The sequence below is a fragment of the Pseudomonas sp. CFBP13509 genome, from assembly GCF_005233485.1.
Classification (GTDB): domain Bacteria; phylum Pseudomonadota; class Gammaproteobacteria; order Pseudomonadales; family Pseudomonadaceae; genus Aquipseudomonas; species Aquipseudomonas marginalis.
Genome location: NZ_QGAA01000045.1, coordinates 1 through 2,958, shown reverse-complemented (window position 1 = coordinate 2,958; position 2,958 = coordinate 1). Strand labels below are relative to the sequence as shown.

Genomic DNA, 2,958 nt, shown 5'->3' with positions numbered 1-2,958 from the left:
ATATAACTATTTATTTATTCTATAAACGCATATGAACACTGTTGCCTTACCAACATCTGATCAACAATTTGCTCCCCTGGTAGCAGCTGCCGAGCCCCGGCGAGGCTGCGTCGGCCGCGACTCGAGCCTGAATCGGCAGCGCGCCTGACGCAGCCTCGCTTGCGCTCGGCAGCTGCTACGGATGTGGATAAGGCGATATTTACGGTTAAGACGTTATCTACGCGGGGGAGCGCTGGCCTTGGCATAGAGACTGCATATTCCTGGAAAGCATGATGGAACATGCCGAATCAGTTTTCTGAATATAAGAAAAGCCTTCTCTCAACGCCTTGTCCGGAGCTGTTCCATGAAACCCTTCACCCAGCGTGTACTCGGCGCCTGCGCCCTCGTCCTGAGCCTGCAGGCGCAGGCATATGCCGCCGAAACCGATCCCGCCGAAGTCAACCTCGACTACGCCTACTACTCGCCGGTCAGCCTGGTGCTCAAGCACTTCGGCTGGCTGGAACAGGCCCTGCCCCACAGCAAGGTCGGCTGGGTCCTGAGCCAGGGCAGCAACCGCTCCCTGGAATACCTCAACAGCGGCGGCGTGGATTTCGCTTCGTCCGCCAGCTTGTCCGCCGTGTTGAGCCGCGCCAATGGCAGCCCGATCAAATCGGTGTACGTCTACAGCCGCGCCGAGTGGACCGCCCTGGTGGTGCGCAAGGACTCACCACTCAACAGCGTCAGCGACCTGAAGGGCAAGAAAATCGCCGCCACCAAAGGCACCGATCCGTACCTGTTCACCCTGCGCAGCCTGCAACAGGCCGGGCTGAAAAAAGACGACGTGGAGCTGGTGCACCTGCAACATCCCGACGGTCGCACCGCCCTGGAAAAAGGTGACGTGGACGCCTGGGCCGGCCTCGACCCGCACATGGCCGCGAGTGAAATCCAGGCCGGTTCGCGCCTGCTGTACCGCAACAAGGACTTCAACAGCTACGGCGTGGTGAGCGTCACCGAGCAGTTCGCCAAGGCGCACCCACAGACCATCACCAAGGTGCTCGGGGCGTATGAAAAAGCCCGGGATTGGGCGGTGAAGCACCCCGATGAATTCGCCAGGTTGCTGGCGGATGAATCCGGCCTGCCGCTGGAAGTGGCCAAGCTGCAATTGTCGCGTACCGATCTGAGCACGCCGTTGTTGAGCGCCAAGGATGTGCAGTCGTCGAAGGCGGCGGCGCCGATCCTGGTGTCCGAGGAATTGGTGCGTCGTGGGGTGAATGTGGACCAGGTGATCGATCAACTGATCGACCCTTCGTTTGGCCAAACCCTGTCGAAGCAATAAGGGGCGCGCGATGACCAGCAAAAGCCAGGCATTGCCCCTTCCGGCCCCCGCAGTCAGCCAGCGCAGCGCCTGGCCACGACGGTTCAAAGGCCTGGTCTTGCCGGTGCTGATCCTGATGATCCTGGAAGGGGTCGTGCGGGTGGGCTGGCTGCCGTCCTACCAGATGCCGGCGCCCAGCGAGATCGCCGTGACCCTCACCGACCTCGCCGAGGGCGCCTTGTGGAAACACATCAGCGCCAGCCTCGCCCGCGTGCTGCTGGGCTTTGCCATCGGCGCCGGCCTGGCCCTGGTGTTCGCCGCCTGGGTCGGTTTGAGCCGTGAAGCCGAAGCCTATCTGGAGCCGACCTTCGCCGGCCTGCGTTCGATCCCGAGCCTGGCCTGGGTGCCCTTGCTGCTGCTTTGGCTGGGCATCGATGAAACCTCGAAGATTGTGCTGATCGCCATTGGCGCGTTTTTCCCGGTGTACCTCAATGGCGTCGCGGCGATTCGCGATATTGATCGCAAGCTGGTGGAAGTCGGGCAAATGTACGGGTTCAGTCGCCGCCGCCTGGTGCGCCGGATCCTGCTGCCCGCCGCCCTGCCCGGCCTGTTTACCGGGTTGCGCAGTGGCTTGAGCCTGGCGTGGATGTTCCTCGTGGCGGCCGAACTGATCGCGGCGACCAAGGGCCTGGGTTACCTGCTCAGCGATGGGCGGGAAACCTCTCGGCCCGACATCGTGCTGGCCGCCATTATCGTATTGGCGCTACTGGGCAAGGTCAGCGACGGCCTGCTCGCGGCGTTGGAGAAACGCTGCCTGGCCTGGCGCGACACCTTCACCGGCCAAGGAGCGGAACAATGAGTACGCAGCCGTTATTGGACATTCGGGTGGAGCGTAAAAGCTTTGCCAGCACCACCGTATTGAAAGATGTACGCCTGGCCTTGCAGCCGCGCGAAGCGGTCAGCCTGCTGGGCCCCAGCGGCTGTGGCAAAAGTACCCTGCTGCGGATCGTCGCCGGGTTGGAAAAGGACTTCCAGGGCGAACTGCGCAGCCCTGACGGCGACGTGGCGTTCGTGTTCCAGGAACCGCGCCTGATGCCCTGGCTCACGGTGGAGCAGAACATTGGTTTCAGCGATGACAACCGCTACGACAGGGCCTGGGTCACACAATTGATCGAGGAAGTCGGCCTCAAGGGCTTCGCCCAGGCGCTGCCCAAGGCATTGTCCGGCGGCATGGCACAGCGGGTGGCGATCGCACGCGGCCTGTATTCACGTCCGCAGGTGCTGTTGCTGGATGAACCGTTCAGTGCGGTGGATGCCTTCACCCGCATGAAGCTCCAGGACTTGCTGCTGCAACTGGCCGCGCACCACGCCATCGCCCTGTTGCTGGTGACCCATGATGTGGACGAAGCGCTGTACCTGAGTGACCGGGTACTGGTGATGGACAACCGGCCCAGCAGCATTCGCCAGGAGCTGACGGTCGACCTGCCGCATCCGAGGGATCGGCGTGACCCGCTGCTGGCCCGGCTCAAGGCGCTGGCCTTGACCGAGTTGCAGCGTGCCCACGTGATCTGAGGACTACTCCTAACCTGTGGCGAGCGGGCTTGCCCCGCGTTGGGCTGCGCAGCAGACCCAAAACCAGGCGCTGTGGTTTACCTGACAGAACA

At 62.6% G+C, this 2,958-nt stretch carries 3 protein-coding genes; all 3 read left to right on the top strand.

The window, feature by feature from the left end; all coding sequences use genetic code 11:
• Positions 1 to 343 precede the first annotated feature (343 nt).
• The 3 genes from PspCFBP13509_RS31225 to PspCFBP13509_RS31215 are packed head-to-tail and all read left to right on the top strand — an operon-like array spanning position 344 to position 2,866.
• Positions 344 to 1,315 (top strand): aliphatic sulfonate ABC transporter substrate-binding protein, encoded by a 972-nt coding sequence (locus PspCFBP13509_RS31225; RefSeq protein WP_065927771.1) that lies wholly within the window; start codon positions 344 to 346, stop codon positions 1,313 to 1,315.
• A gap of 10 nt (positions 1,316 to 1,325) precedes the next feature.
• Positions 1,326 to 2,153, top strand: coding sequence for an ABC transporter permease (locus tag PspCFBP13509_RS31220; RefSeq protein WP_065948672.1), 828 nt, complete (start codon positions 1,326 to 1,328; stop codon positions 2,151 to 2,153).
• A complete protein-coding gene (locus tag PspCFBP13509_RS31215) occupies positions 2,150 to 2,866 on the top strand; it encodes an ABC transporter ATP-binding protein (RefSeq protein WP_137213195.1) in 717 nt (238 codons plus the stop codon). Before PspCFBP13509_RS31220 ends, PspCFBP13509_RS31215 begins: the two co-directional genes overlap by 4 nt.
• The last annotated feature ends 92 nt before the right edge of the window (positions 2,867 to 2,958 follow it).